This is a genomic window from Comamonas aquatilis (assembly GCF_965139575.1).
Lineage (GTDB): Bacteria > Pseudomonadota > Gammaproteobacteria > Burkholderiales > Burkholderiaceae_C > Comamonas > Comamonas aquatilis.
Genome location: NZ_CBCSIW010000012.1, coordinates 90,814 through 103,970 on the forward strand (window position 1 = coordinate 90,814; position 13,157 = coordinate 103,970).

Below are 13,157 nucleotides of genomic sequence, written 5' to 3' on the forward strand. Positions count from 1 at the left end.
CTTTATTGTGCGCTGTGGTGCTGCAATGCAACAACTTAGCCTGGTACCTTCTTCAACATTTCCACGCCGACCTTGCCTTCGGCAATTTCGCGCAGAGCAGTAACGCCAGCTTTGTTCTTCGTCTCAATCTTGGGCGTGTGGCCTTGATTGAGCATGCGGGCGCGATAGGTCGCGGCCAAAACGAGCTGAAAGCGATTGGGGATTTTCTCCAGGCAATCTTCTACAGTGATGCGTGCCATCAAGTTCTCCGGGTACGGTCAGTTGGATTCAGGGATATTGAGCGACTCGAAGGTGTCGGCGCGTACACGCCGCTGGGCCGCATATTTGAGGCGCTGGGCGTGAATAATCGCCTTCAGATCAAAGAGAGCGGCCTCAAACAGTTCGTTGATTATAACGAAGTCGAATTTTGCGACCTGAGCCATCTCCTGCTCTGCATTTTTCAGGCGCAGCTCGATGACTTCAGGAGCGTCCTCGCCACGGTTTTCCAGGCGAGCGCGCAGTTCATCCCAGCTGGGGGGAAGGATGAAAATCAAAATGGCATTGGGGAAGGCCTGCTTGACCTGCAAAGCGCCTTGGAAGTCGATTTCCAGCAGCACGTCAGTGCCGTCCTTGATACGTTCTTCCAGAGACTTCTTGGCAGTGCCATAGCGGCGCCCGTGCACATTGGCCCATTCCACGAAGGCGCCATTGGCCACCATGGTGTCGAACTCCGAGTCGGGCACGAAATAGTATTCGCGGCCGTGTTTCTCCTGGCCACGCGGCGGGCGCGTGGTGTGGGAGACCGAAGGGTAGACGCGGGCGTCGAATTCGCGCAGAGCGCGCACGAGCGATGATTTGCCGGCACCGCTGGGTGCCGACACGACAAATAGATTTCCGGGATGGTCCATGACTTTTTGCGTAGGGTGGTGGTTACGCAGAGGTAATTGGGCTTATTCGATGTTTTGCACTTGCTCGCGCATTTGCTCGATCAGCACTTTCATGTCCACGCTGATGCGGGTCAACTCCAGTGTGGCGGACTTGGAGCCAAGGGTATTGGCTTCGCGGTGCAGCTCCTGGATCAGGAAATCCAGGCGCTTGCCTATGTCTCCGCCCTTTTTGAGCAGGCGCTCGATCTCGTCCAGGTGCGAACCCAGACGGGTCACTTCCTCTGCCACGTCGATGCGGATGGCAAAGGCGGTGGCTTCGGTCAGTGCACGGTCTTGAGCGACTTCCGGCGATGCCGTACCTTCGCTCAGCGCCATGGCTTCCTTCCAGCGCTCCAGAAACTTCTGGCGCTGCTGCTCGACAAGCAGGGGTACCAGAGGCGTGGCGGTTTTGGCCAGTTCGCGCAGCTGCTTGATGCGATCGAGCAGCATGACGGCCAGGCGTTCGCCTTCGCGTGCCCGGGCGGCAAGCAACTCGGTCACGGCTTGCTCGGCCAGGGCCGGAGCGATCTCGCTCCAGTCGTTGGCGGGGCCGCTGCTGCCGGAGCACAGACGCAAAGCGTCGGCGACGGAAAGCTCGCGGGCCTTGGGCAACCAGGCCTGGATGGAATCCTGCAGGTTGACCAGGCGTTGCAGCTGGGTCGCCGAAGGAGTGGAGAGGGCTTGGTTGTCGTTGCTGTCTATGGCGGCACGAACCTCGACCTTGCCGCGCTTGAGGCGCGCGGTCAGCAGGCTGCGCAGCGCCGGTTCAAGGGCGCGAAGTTCGTCGGGCAGGCGGAAGGACAAATCCAGGAAGCGGCTGTTGACCGCGCGGATCTCAAGGCCGAGGCGGCTGCTGGCCTGTGGCACTTGACCACCCTCAACGGAGGCGCCGTGCTGGGCACTGGCGTATCCGGTCATGCTGTAAACTGGCATTGGACTTTTGATGGATGCTTGCAATTGCACGATTATCCGGGTTTCGCATCATCCTTGAGGTTTACCGGTAAAAAATGTCTACAAAGATCAAGCCAGCGCCTTTGCCGTCTGGCAGCACAATTGGCGGCTACCGGGTGGTGCGCAGGCTGTCCTCGGGGGGATTCGGCATTGTTTACCTGGCTCTTGATGTCGAGGGCAATCAGGTCGCAATCAAGGAATACCTGCCAGCTTCGCTAGCTACCCGTGCCCCGGGCGAGCTGCAGCCGATAGTGGCCCCTGAAAAACTGTCGCTATACCGCCTCGGGCTCAAGAGCTTTTTCGAGGAAGGGCGCTCGCTCGCCCAGATTTCACATGCCTCCGTGGTGAGCGTGTTGAATTTTTTTCGCGAAAACGAAACCGTCTACATGGTGATGAACTACCTGGAGGGGGCCACCCTGCAGGACTTTATCGTCACGGCCAGAGAGCTCAAGACGGAAAAGGTGTTTCGCGAGTCCACCATCCGTTCGCTGTTCGACGAGGTGTTGCGCGGGCTGCGCATTGTGCACCAGCACAAGATGCTGCATCTGGACATCAAGCCGGCCAATATCTTCATCACCCCGGATGACAAAGCCGTCTTGATCGACTTTGGCGCGGCGCGCGAAGTGCTGTCCAAGGAAGGCAACTTCATCCGTCCCATGTATACCCCCGGCTTTGCTGCGCCCGAGATGTATCGGCGCGACACCACCCTGGGGCCCTGGACGGATATCTATGCCATCGGCGCCTGCATCTACGCCTGCATGCAGGGCATACCGCCCAATGAAGCGCCGCAGCGCCAGGAGAAAGACCGGCTGTCGATGGCTTTCGGCAAGCTGCGCGGTGTCTATTCCGACAACCTCATCGAGGTGGTGGAGTGGTGCATGGCCATGGACCCGCTGTCGCGCCCCCAGTCCGTGTTCACGCTGCAAAAAGAGCTGAGCCGAGAAGGCGAGCGCCGTTTCACCAAGCTCAGCGTGGCCGAGCGCATGCGCCTGCAGCTGGATACCTTGGTGCACGACGCCAAGAAAAACATACAAAAGATCAGTGGCTCCGGCGCCTTGCCGGGGGCTGACGCCAATGGGCGCAAACCATGAAGTTCTCGGTATTCGAGCTCAGCCGCCGTGGCGGACGTGTCATCAATGAAGATCGCATGGGCTACAGCTACACGCGGGATGCCGCGCTGTTTGTGCTGGCCGATGGCATGGGCGGCCACCCCGAAGGGGAGGTCGCGGCCCAGATAGCGCTGCAGGTGGTGTCGGTGCATTTTCAGAAAAAAGCCCGGCCCGGTCTGGACGACCCGCGGGCTTTTCTGGAGGAGGCGCTTTTGCAGGCCCATCGCCAGATACTGCGTTACGCCAGCGGCAAGAGCATGGTAGATACGCCGCGCACCACGCTGGTGGCTGCCGTGGTGCAAGATGGTGTGGCGACCTGGATTCACTGCGGCGACTCCCGTCTGTACTGGGTGCGCGGCAGCGAGTTGCTGGAGCGCACGCGTGATCATTCCTATTCCGAGATGCGCGAAGTGTCCAGCCTGGTCAACCAGGCCAACCGCAACGTGCTCTTCACCTGCCTGGGTTCGCCCTCCAAGCCGATTTATGACCTGAGCGATTCCAGGCCGCTGGAGCAGGGCGATCAGCTGTTGCTGTGCTCGGACGGCTTGTGGAGCAGCGTGCAGACGCACGAGATGCTGCAGTGTCTGGCAAAGCAGCCGGTGGCCAAGTCCGTGCCGGCGCTGGTGGAGGCTGCGCTGCGCCGTGCCGGTGATTCCAGCGACAATGTCACCGTTCTTGCCATGGAGTGGGAAACGCCCAGTGTCAGTGAGCCCTCGTCTGTCTCCACCCAGGAGATTGATGTGTCGGGTTTTGAATCCACGATACAGATGGGGCCGCTCGATGCGTGCGAGGATGAGCTCAATGACGAGGCCATTGAACGCTCAATCGCCGAGATCAATGAAGCCATTCGCCGTTCTGCAGAGCGGCAAAAAGTCAGATCCTGAGTCGCAGACTCGCTGCCCGCAGCCTGTCATCGCTCGCCAGTGCTGCCGGTGCGCAGACTGTGATCTGCTATTTAATTTATAGCTATATGCGCACTCTTTAATTGGGCTTGCGTGAATTTTTATCATGAAAATTGTATTGGCCTCCAATAATCGCGGCAAGCTGGCCGAACTCCAGGCCATGTTTGCTCCCCTGGGTGTGGAACTGATTTGCCAGGGCGACCTGTTTGAAGGCGAAGCGCCCGAGCCCTACGGCACCTTTGTGGAAAACGCCTTGTCCAAGGCGCGTTTTGCCGCCGAGCACACCGGTCTGCCCGCGATTGCGGACGATGCTGGCCTGTGCGTGGAGCATTTCGGCGGATTGCCCGGCGTGGATACCGCTTACTACTGCACGCAGTTCGGTTACGAGAAAAGCGACGACAACAATGTGCTGGCGATTCTGGAGCAGCTGCAAGGCGTGGAGAACCGCCGCGCGGCCATGGTCAGCACGCTGGTCGCTGTGCGTTCGCCCAAGGATCCCGAGCCTCTGATCGCCGTGGGCCGCGTGCAAGGCCTGATCACCACCGAGCGCCGTGGTAGCCAGGGTTTTGGCTTTGATCCCGTGATGTACCTGCCTGAAGTGGGCATGACGTTTGCCGAGATGAGCCCCGAGGTCAAGCATGCGCACAGCCATCGCGGCCGCTCTTCGCAGAAAATGCTGGCCATGGTGCGAGAGCGCTGGTTATAAATTAGTCCCCCTGAGCCGCTTTGCGGCTTCCCCCTCTCTCTTCGGGAGGGGGACGATGCCCTCGCTGCGGGGCGGCCCTTGCTTGGCATCTCTGGCTTGGGGCGTGCCAGTTTGTGCTGCATCGGTTCTGTCGAGAACTATTCCCCATGATTCCTATACAGCCCCACACCACTGATGCCGCTGAAGTCGCCGTTCAGCGCGATATTCAGCATTACATGCGCCCCGGCACGCTGCAGCTGGGCAGTTTGCCGCCGCTGTCGCTGTATGTGCACCTGCCCTGGTGCCTGAAAAAATGCCCGTATTGCGATTTCAACTCTCATGAGCATCGCAAGGGCGGCGCGGCGGCCTTGCCAGAGGATCGCTATATCGACGCCCTGATGGCCGACCTGGAAAGCGCGCTGCCGCTGATCTGGGGGCGCACGGTGCACAGCGTGTTCATGGGCGGCGGCACGCCCAGCCTGTTTTCACCCGAAAGCATAGACAAGCTGATTGCCGGTTTGCGGGCCAGGCTGCGTATGGAGCCCGATTGCGAAATCACCATGGAGGCCAACCCCGGCACCTTTGAGAAAGACCGCTTCAAGGCTTTCCGTGCTGCGGGGGTGAGCCGCCTGTCCATCGGTGTGCAAAGCTTTGATGACCGATTTCTGCAGTCGGTAGGCCGGGTGCATGACGCGGCCCAGGCTCAGGCTGCGGTGCGCGAGGCTGCCGACAATTTCGAGACCTTCAACATCGATCTGATGTATGCGCTGCCCGGCCAGTCGCTGGCGGATCTGCAGCGCGATGTGGATACCGCGCTCTCGTTTGCGCCGCCGCACCTGTCCATCTACCACCTGACCATCGAGCCCAACACCTACTTTGCCAAGTATCCACCCGTGGTGCCCGAGGACGATACGGCCTACGACATGCTGGATCTGATCACCGCCAGCACCGGCGCAGCGGGCATGCAGCGCTATGAGGTCTCGGCCTATGCCAAGCCGGGTCACCAGTGCTTTCACAACCGCAATTACTGGCAGTTTGGCGACTACCTGGGCATTGGCGCCGGCGCACACAGCAAGCTCAGCTTTGCCCACCGCATAGCTCGCCAGGTGCGTTTTCGTGACCCGAGCCGCTATATGGACATGGCGCTGGCCGGCACGCCGCTGGCCCAGGACAGCGAGGTTAAGCGCGCAGATCTGCCGTTTGAATACATGCTCAATGCCTTGCGCCTGCGCGAAGGCTTTGCCCTGCAGACCTTTATGGAGCGCACCGGCCTGCCCATGTCCTCCATTGCCAAGGGATTGGACGCGGCGCATGCCAAGGGCTTGATCACCCGCGATCTGGGGCGTGTCGTGCCCACCGAGCGCGGCTTTGACTTCCTCAATGACCTGCAGGAGCTGTTTCTGGCGACGTGAGTCATATCGGCAGAATCCAAAAAAAAAGGACGCGTGATGCGTCCTTTTTTGATGGGTGCTTGCGCTCTTTAACCGCAGCGCAGGGCGATGATCTTGCCGGCCTCATTGGTGATGACGTTGAGCCGCTCCTGGTTGTATTCCATGGTGGCGGGCTGGTTCTCGCGCAGCACGCGCACCATGTAGGAGCCCGATTTCTTGCGGGCTGTTTCCAGGGTGGAGGCTGCCGTGTTGTGGCCGACGAACGATTGCACAGCCTGCGCGTTGCAGATCTGCGTGGGGCGTGGTGCGGGCGTGGACGTCGTATTGCCGACAGGGCCGCCGGTGCCGGCGCAGGCGGACAGCAGCAGGGCAAGGCTGAGCGTGCCTATCGTGCCAAGGCTCAGGCGGGAGGATGGGGTATTTGCAGCGGGCATGGTGAGGGCATCGTCGTTGTTCTGCGCACACCATAGCGCGACTGAGCACCGCTATCGGCTTGCTTAGGGTAAGCAGGTTAAGCAAAGTGCAAGCTCTTGCAAATAATTTGCTATTAATATAAGAGCTTGAAACGTTTATTTAGAAATGGTTTGATGCCTATTCGTGCTGAAAAACACTGGTTTGCAGCTTCAGGGGCTTGAGCTTGCGAACCGCTCTTTCAGCCCGCTTCTGGCTGTTGAACGGGCCTGAGCGAATGCGGCTGACATCGCCTTTGTTGCTGGGCAAGATCTGAACCAGGGCCGGCAGCTTGGATTTCTCCAGCAAGGCCAGGGCCTGGCCCGCTTCTTCCGGATCTGAGAATGTGCCCACATTCACGTAAAAGCGGCCGGGTTCAAGCCCTGTGTTTTCGCTGGCGGCACTGGGAGTCGGCTCGGCGGCCGGGGGCTCCGCGGGCAATACCTCCTCGCTTGGCTCTGCGGGTGTCGCTGGCACCTCGGGAATGACGGGCGCAGCAGGGATTTCTGGCTGGGCGACCGGTGGCGGCGGGGCGATGGCGGGTGTGGGTGTTGTCGCAGGGCTGCTCATGGGCTGTGGCAGCAGTGCCAGGCCTGCTCCGGCAGCTGCAGCCAGCGGCAAGGCCAGTACCAGCAGGGCCAGAGCTTGCTGTCTTGGTGTGATGGCCTGCGCCGCCAGTTGGGCGTGGGCCTGGGCCACGGTGGCGCTGCTGCTCACGGCCTCCAGGGTCTGGGCACGCACTTTGCGCCAGTACCAGCTATTGCCCATCAAGCCCGGAACAGCCATGGCCAGCAGCCACAGTGCGCCGGCCAGGCCATAGCCCATGGTGGCCGGCATCAAGGGGCGCAAGCCCCAGAGCCACAGGGCCGCCGTGGCCAGCACGGCCAGCAGATACCAGGCTGCCTGGCGCCATAGGCCGCGCAGGCTGCACCAGGCCAGGGTGAAGCAGGCGGCGGCCATGTTCCAGCTGGGCAGGCCCCGGTTCAGCGCATCAAAGCGTTGAAACTGGCGCAGATAGTAGTCGGCCGAGTGTTTGCCCAGGCGGCTGGCATAGAGGCGGGGTAGCAAGCCGGTCTCTGCCGCTGCCGGTTCCGGCTGCGTGTCATCGCCCAGCTGGCTGCGGTTCAACTCGTTTTGCATGGAGTAAGCCGCCGCCGCAAATGCGCCGGCCACCGAGGCCGGCAGGCGGCTGTTGCCATGAGGAGGGGCGGCGGCATCGGCCGGAGCCAGTGCGGGGGCTGAAGATGGGTCCGAGGCGGCAAACATGCCGCAATTGTGGCATGCAGATATCTCCGCAGGTATTGCGGCAAGCCTTGAAAAAACCGGTGTTGCGCCGTTTCTTTCAAGGCTTGAAGGCCGTCAGGCCTGGCGCGCAGGCAGCACGGTGGCGCGGCATTCGCCAAAGCCTATGCGGGCGGCACCGGGCTTTTCGCACCAGCCGGTAAAGACCACCGCATCGCCGTCCAGCAAAAAAGTGCGGGTTTCGCCATTGGGCAGGGTCAGCGGCTTTTTGCCGCCTTCGGTGATTTCCAGCAGCGCGCCGGCTTCGGACGTGGTGGGGCCGGAGAGCGTGCCCGTGCCCAGCAGATCGCCGGGCTGCAGATCGCAGCCGTTGACGCTGTGGTGGGCCATCAGCTGGGCCATGGTCCAGTAGGCGTGGCGGTAGCTGGTCTGGGTGATCTGGGCGGCTGGCTGGCCGGCTGCACGCATCTGGGGCGTCTGAATGGCGACGGTGAGCTGCACATCGAGCGCGCCCTGTTCGCGGTTGGCCTGCGAGCTCAGATAGGGCAGGGGCTGGGGGTCTTCGGCCGGGCGGGTGAAGGCCGTGCGATAGGGGGCCAGCGCTTCCAGCGTCACGATCCAGGGCGAGATGCTGGTGGCGAAGTTCTTGGACAGAAACGGGCCCAGCGGCTGGTATTCCCAGGCCTGCACGTCGCGGGCCGACCAGTCGTTGAGCAGGCACAGGCCGAAGATGTGGTTCTCGGCCGCTTCAATGGCAATGGCATCGCCCCAGTGGTTGCCCTGGCCGGTGTAAATGCCCATCTCCAGCTCATAGTCGAGACGGTTGCAGGGTTTGAGCACGGGATCGACGTCGGGAGCCTTGAGCTGGCCGTTGGGACGGTGAAAATCCACGCCCGAGATGCGGATGCTGGAGGCGCGGCCGTGGTAGCCGATAGGCACCCACTTGTAGTTTTCCATCAGCGGATTGGTGGGGCGAAACAGCTTGCCCACATTGGTGGCGTGATGGACCGAGGTGTAGAAGTCGGTGTAATCACCGATCCTGGCAGGCACGGTGTATTCAACTTCCGACTGGGGCACCAGGCAGGCCTGCAGAGCGGCTTGCTGGGCAGAGCCCAGGCGCAGGCCGCGCGACAGAGCCAGACGCAGGGCCGAACACTGGGCGGGGCTCATGGCCATCAATGCGTTGAGCTGGGCTTGCGCTGCGGCCTCGACCTGGGTTTGCACTTCGGCACCCAGAGCCTGGGCATCGCGCACGGCGGCCATGTCCAGCACCTGATCGCCAATTGCGACGCCGCCACGGAAGGCTTCGTTCTTGCCGCTGCGGCGGAATACGGCAAACGGCAGGTTTTGAATGGAAAAGTCGCTGCTGCCGGTGTTGGCAGATGCCACCCAGCTTTGCAGGGCGGGGTCATGGGTTTCGTTCAAAGCCATTGTTGTCTCCTAGGATTGATATGCGTGAAATCGGCCTGAAGCGCTTGTTGCATATGCGCTTTAAGCTATTGATTTGATTGTTGTTGTCGTTCAGGCGGCGGCAAAGCCTCCGTCCATGTTCCAGTGGGCGCCGCGTACCTGGGCTGCGTTGTCGCTGGCCAAGTAGCTGGCCAGCGAGGCCACCTGCTCCACCGTCACAAAAGCCTGTGAGGGTTGCTTGGTTCCCAACAGCCGGCTGGAGGCGGTGTCGGCGTCCAGCACCTCGCGCCGGGCCAGGGCATCGATTTGCGCCTGCACCATCGGGGTCAGCACCCAGCCGGGGCAGATCGCATTGCAGGTCACCGGCGTGGTGGCCAGCTCCAGGGCTACGGACTTGGTCAGACCGATCAGCCCATGTTTGGTGGCTACATAGGCGGGCTTGCGCGCCACGCCCACCAGGCCGCTGACCGAGGCTACGTTGATGATGCGACCCCAGCCCTTGGCCAGCATGGCCGGCGCGCAGGCCTGAATGCTGTGAAACGGCGCCGAGAGATTGACGGCCAGCATGGCGTTCCATTGCGCTGGCGGAAACTGCAGCACCGATTCCACGTGCTGCATGCCGGCGTTGTTGACCAGAATGTCCACGCTGCCCAGCTCGGCGGCAATGCGCGCCGCCAGCGGAGCAATGGCCTCGCCCTGGCTCAGCTCCAATGCGTAGTAGCGGGCGGGCACGCCCAGGGCTTGCAGCTCGGCCAGCAAAGTATCGGTTTTCTCGTCTGCGGCCGAGCGGCCGTGCAGGGCAATGGCGGCGCCGTCGCTGGCCAGCTGCTGCGCGATGGCCCAGCCAATGCCGCTGGTGGAGCCGGTGACCCAGGCCACGCGGCCGGTGTGGGGACGGTCGTTCATTTGAGCAAGTCCATTTCCATGTGCACGTACTCGCTGATGAAGCGCACCTTGGCCCAGTAGATGATCAGCCCCTGCGGATTGCAGGCCCAGCGCAGCGCCTGCATCAGCGGCGTGCCCAGCTGCACGCTCAGATGCTGGGCAATCAGCTCATCGGCCGGGGCCACGCTCAGGTGCTGGCGTGCCGTGGCAATGCGCGAGGGATGGCTGCCCAGGGCCTGGGCCAGCGTGGCGTGCTGGAGCTGGGGATGGATCTGGGCGTAAAGCGTTTGCTCCAGGTACAGCTCGGAGAGGCAGAAGCGATCCTCGCCATGTGTGTGTACGCGCAGCAGATGTACATAGGCGGGGGCCATCTCGCCGGGCAGCGGGAAACCGGACGGAATCGGCGGCACGGAATCCTTGATGGTGCGCAGCGTGGTCTGCTGAATCTGCTCGCCAAAGGCGACCAGTTCCTTCCAGCTGGTGGGCAGCAGAAAGGACGGCGGCTTGTAAGGCTGGCCCATCACCCGGGTGCCGCCGCGTTTGCGCGTTTCCAGCAAGCCTTCATCGACCAGTGCATGCACGGCCATGCGAACCGTGGTGCGCGAGACCTTGTGCAAATCCTCCAGCTCCTCCACCGTGGGAATGCTTTGGCCCACACCCCATTCGCCGGTCGTGATCTTGTTGCGAAACAGACGTGCCAGCTGCAAATACAGCTTGTCGCGAGTCTGGGCGCTTGCAACGGGGGGCGTGGGCTGTGGCATAGGCAGAGCGAGGATGAAGTGGATGAATAAATAAAGTGCTTAAAAAGATACTTTATTTTCGCATGACTACAAGGCCTTCCCGCACGCAGGGGACTTCGTGGCAAAGATTAAAGGCCAGTCTGGCTGCATCAATTGACAAATGTCACCATTTTCAGGGTCGCAAAGAATTCTAAACTCTACGTTTTTGATAGCTAAGTATGTAATCTGCACGTGCAGCAACATGCTTTTTCAGTGGCGATATGCGCCCGAGGAGTTGGGGTTTTCATGCAGCAGCAGTACGCGTGGCAGTTTTTCCGCGCCGGTGAGGTGGATCAGGTCGTCATCCGCAACGGGCAGGACATTGCCCATCTGGGTGAGCTGGATCAGAAGTTGTGGGTGGCGCTGGCTTGCCCTACCCGGGGCATTGAGTTCGACAGCGCCACGCTGGACTTGATTGACGAGAGCAAGGACGGTCGCATCCGCCCGCCCGAACTGGTGGCTGCTTGCGAGTGGGCCGTGGCCCGCGTGCGCGATCCGCAGGTGCTGGCCGATGGGGGCGACGTGCTGCAGCTGTCCAGCATCAACGACCAGACCGAAGAAGGCGTCTTGCTGCTGGCCGAGGCCAGGCGTGTGCTGGCGCTGGCGGGCTGCCCCGAGGCCACTTCGCTGACGCTGGCCCAGGTGCAGCAGCGCCTGGCTTCATTGCAGGCGCTGCGTTTCAATGGCGATGGCGTGATCTCGGCCGCCACGGCAGACGGTGACGAAGCGCTGGCGGCATTGATTGCCCGTATTCAGGACAGCTATGGCGCCGTCGAGGGTTGTGATGGCGTACCCGGTATTGATCGCAGCAAGGTCGAGGCTTTTTTTGCCGATGTGCAGGCCTTGCAAGCCTGGTTTGCGCTGGCTGCCGAACTGGGATGCCAGTTGCAGCCTCGCGCGCTGGCGCTGGCGGCGGCCGAGGCCGTCAACGCCGTACAGGCCAAGGTGGACGATTTTTTTGCCCGTACCCGCCTGGTGGAGTTCGACGCCAATGCCCTGGCAGCGCTGAACCCCACGTCAGAAGGCTATGCAGCCCTGGGTGCCCAGGTACTGAGCAGCAGCTCTGCAGGATTGGCAGCGCTTCCGCTGGCCGCTGTGAGCGGCGAGCGCAGCCTGCCGCTGGTGCATGGCGTGAACCCCGCCTGGGCGACTGCCTTGCAGACCTTGCGCGAGCAGGCCGTGGCCCCGGTGTTTGGCCATGCGCTGAGCGCGCTGACCGAGGCGCAGTGGGAAGAACTCAAGGCCACGCTGGCCCATTGCCAGCAATGGCTGGCATCTTGCCCGGCCACGCCGCTGGGCACCTTGGCGGAAGCCGAAATCCATGCGCTGCTCCATGGCGGGCTGCAAGCGGCCGTGACGGAGCTGCTTGACCATGATGATGCCGAGAAAGAGCACAGCCTGCAGGCCGTCGCGCTGGAAAAGCTGATTCGCCTGCAGCGCGATCTGCTGCCGCTGCTCAACAACTTTGTCTCCTTCTCCAGCTTTTACCGCCGTGAGGGGGCTGCATTTCAGGCCGGCACCTTGTTCCTGGATGGCCGCAGCTGCGATTTGACGGTGGAAGTGGCCGACGCCGCTTCCCACTCGGTGCTGGCCGCCATGGCCAAGACCTATCTGGCTTACTGCGAATGCAAGCGTGCAGGGGTGAAGAAAACCATAGTTGCCGCTTTTACGGCCGGCGATGTGGACTTTCTGTTTGTGGGGCGCAACGGCGTGTTCTACGACCGTGCGGGCAATGACTGGGATGCCACCATCATCAAGCTCATTGACAACCCGACCAGCATTGGTCAGGCCTTTTTCTCGCCCTACAAGAAGTTTGTGCGCATGATCGAGGAGCAGGTGGCCAAGCACGCTGCCGCCAAGAACGATGTCGTCAACGCCGGCCTCAGCAACAACGCAGCCAAGCTGGTGACGGCGCCCAAGGATCTTGCTCCGCCCCCGCGCAAAACCGATGTCGGTACGGTGGCCGCCATTGGCGTGGCTTTGGGCTCTTTGAGCGCCGTGATCGTCGGGATTTTTGGCAAATTCATCGAGCTAGGCCCTTGGATTCCCGTCGCCATTCTGGGCATGATTTTGGCCATTTCCGGGCCCAGCATGCTGATCGCCTGGCTCAAGCTGCGCCAGCGCAGCCTGGGGCCGATTCTGGATGCCAGCGGCTGGGCCATAAACGGCCGCATGAACATCAATCTGGGCCTGGGCCGCAGCCTGTCGCAAACGGCCAAGGTGCCGGGCAATGCCAAGCGCAACTATGCAGATCCCTATGCAGACACCCATGGCCTGCGCAACGCTTTGTGCGTGCTGGGTCTGGTCGTGATGGTGGCTCTGCTGGCCTGGCGCATGCATTGGCTGGACGGCATGCTTTCGCCAAACTGGCCGCACGTGCCGGCCAAGGTGCAGGAATCGGCCGCGCCAGTTCAGGCTGCAGGCCAATAGGGGCGATAGCGCTCCTGC

Annotated in this window: 13 protein-coding genes; 5 read left to right on the forward strand and 8 right to left on the reverse strand. The window is 61.9% G+C overall.

Annotation, left to right across the window (positions count from 1 at the left end; all coding sequences use genetic code 11):
* Positions 1-35: 35 nt before the first annotated feature.
* Genes rpoZ through ACNAZA_RS14670 form a run of 3 tightly spaced genes read right to left on the reverse strand, consistent with a single transcriptional unit; the run spans position 36 to position 1,823 of the window.
* Positions 36-239 carry a DNA-directed RNA polymerase subunit omega gene (gene rpoZ / locus ACNAZA_RS14660; RefSeq protein ID WP_120971288.1) on the reverse strand — a complete coding sequence of 68 codons (204 nt, stop codon included), beginning with the start codon at positions 237-239 and terminating at the stop codon, positions 36-38.
* 18 nt (positions 240-257) lie between these two features.
* Positions 258-887 (reverse strand): guanylate kinase, encoded by a 630-nt coding sequence (gene gmk, locus ACNAZA_RS14665; protein WP_415797280.1) that lies wholly within the window; start codon positions 885-887, stop codon positions 258-260.
* A gap of 42 nt (positions 888-929) precedes the next feature.
* Positions 930-1,823, reverse strand: a complete 894-nt coding sequence (locus tag ACNAZA_RS14670) for a YicC/YloC family endoribonuclease (protein ID WP_415797312.1) — start codon at positions 1,821-1,823, stop codon at positions 930-932.
* 89 nt (positions 1,824-1,912) lie between these two features.
* Between ACNAZA_RS14670 and ACNAZA_RS14675 the strand changes: the two genes are divergently transcribed.
* The 4 genes from ACNAZA_RS14675 to hemW all read left to right on the forward strand — a co-directional run bounded on the left by ACNAZA_RS14675 (position 1,913) and on the right by hemW (position 5,964).
* Entirely contained in the window at positions 1,913-2,947 is a 1,035-nt protein-coding gene (locus ACNAZA_RS14675; protein ID WP_415797281.1) for a serine/threonine protein kinase, read from the forward strand.
* Positions 2,944-3,849 (forward strand): PP2C family protein-serine/threonine phosphatase, encoded by a 906-nt coding sequence (locus ACNAZA_RS14680; protein ID WP_415797282.1) that lies wholly within the window; start codon positions 2,944-2,946, stop codon positions 3,847-3,849. Before ACNAZA_RS14675 ends, ACNAZA_RS14680 begins: the two co-directional genes overlap by 4 nt.
* Positions 3,850-3,973: 124 nt before the next feature.
* A complete protein-coding gene (rdgB, locus tag ACNAZA_RS14685) occupies positions 3,974-4,573 on the forward strand; it encodes an RdgB/HAM1 family non-canonical purine NTP pyrophosphatase (protein WP_415797283.1) in 600 nt (199 codons plus the stop codon).
* A gap of 146 nt (positions 4,574-4,719) precedes the next feature.
* Positions 4,720-5,964, forward strand: coding sequence for a radical SAM family heme chaperone HemW (hemW, locus tag ACNAZA_RS14690; protein ID WP_415797284.1), 1,245 nt, complete (start codon positions 4,720-4,722; stop codon positions 5,962-5,964).
* A 68-nt stretch (positions 5,965-6,032) separates the two neighbouring features.
* Here hemW and ACNAZA_RS14695 read toward each other — a convergent pair whose 3' ends face one another.
* From ACNAZA_RS14695 to ACNAZA_RS14715, 5 genes are all read right to left on the reverse strand, one after another.
* The gene (locus ACNAZA_RS14695; protein ID WP_415797285.1) at positions 6,033-6,377 is read right to left on the reverse strand and encodes an I78 family peptidase inhibitor; all 345 of its coding nucleotides are present in this window, start codon (positions 6,375-6,377) and stop codon (positions 6,033-6,035) included.
* A 157-nt stretch (positions 6,378-6,534) separates the two neighbouring features.
* The gene (locus ACNAZA_RS14700) at positions 6,535-7,659 is read right to left on the reverse strand and encodes an SPOR domain-containing protein (protein ID WP_415797286.1); all 1,125 of its coding nucleotides are present in this window, start codon (positions 7,657-7,659) and stop codon (positions 6,535-6,537) included.
* Positions 7,660-7,752: 93 nt separating this feature from the next.
* Complete coding sequence (fahA, locus tag ACNAZA_RS14705) at positions 7,753-9,066, reverse strand: fumarylacetoacetase (protein ID WP_415797287.1); 1,314 nt, start codon at positions 9,064-9,066, stop codon at positions 7,753-7,755.
* Between the two features lie 90 nt (positions 9,067-9,156).
* Positions 9,157-9,951 (reverse strand): 3-hydroxybutyrate dehydrogenase, encoded by a 795-nt coding sequence (locus ACNAZA_RS14710; protein WP_415797288.1) that lies wholly within the window; start codon positions 9,949-9,951, stop codon positions 9,157-9,159.
* On the reverse strand, positions 9,948-10,691 hold the full coding sequence (locus ACNAZA_RS14715; RefSeq protein ID WP_415797289.1) for a GntR family transcriptional regulator: 744 nt from the start codon (positions 10,689-10,691) through the stop codon (positions 9,948-9,950). Before ACNAZA_RS14715 ends, ACNAZA_RS14710 begins: the two co-directional genes overlap by 4 nt.
* 264 nt (positions 10,692-10,955) lie before the next feature.
* On the opposite strand from ACNAZA_RS14715, the gene ACNAZA_RS14720 reads away from it, so the two are divergent.
* Complete coding sequence (locus ACNAZA_RS14720; protein WP_415797290.1) at positions 10,956-13,139, forward strand: hypothetical protein; 2,184 nt, start codon at positions 10,956-10,958, stop codon at positions 13,137-13,139.
* Positions 13,140-13,157 lie beyond the last annotated feature (18 nt).